We start from the raw sequence: 289 nt of genomic DNA, 5'->3' as shown, positions 1-289 counted from the left end.
GACGCGCGCATGCGGCTCGAACCCCTGCCCGCGGGGAATGACGGCAGCGCGCGGCTGGCGATCCTGCCTTACCCCGATGCGCTCGAACGCCAGGTCGACAGCAGCCTCGGTCCCCTGACGATCCGCCCGATCCGCCCCGAGGACGCGCCGGCCCACCTGGCATTCTTCCGCGCCCTCAGCCCGCAGGACGTGCACATGCGCATGTTCGGCATGATGCGCGACCTGTCGCCACAGCAGCTGGCGCGTTTCACCCAGATCGACTACGCGCGCGAAATGGCCTTCATCGCGA

1 pseudogene is annotated in these 289 nt (G+C 69.6%); it reads left to right on the top strand.

From position 1 onward, the window contains the following. Positions 1 to 289, top strand: a pseudogene (locus tag LOK78_RS16510) (hypothetical protein); the annotation flags it as partial.

Origin of the sequence: Mangrovimonas futianensis (genome assembly GCF_021245805.1) — a bacterium.
GTDB lineage: Bacteria > Bacteroidota > Bacteroidia > Flavobacteriales > Flavobacteriaceae > Mangrovimonas > Mangrovimonas futianensis.
The sequence above is the reverse complement of the archived record's forward strand: the minus strand, read 5'-3'. Positions and strand labels throughout refer to the sequence as shown.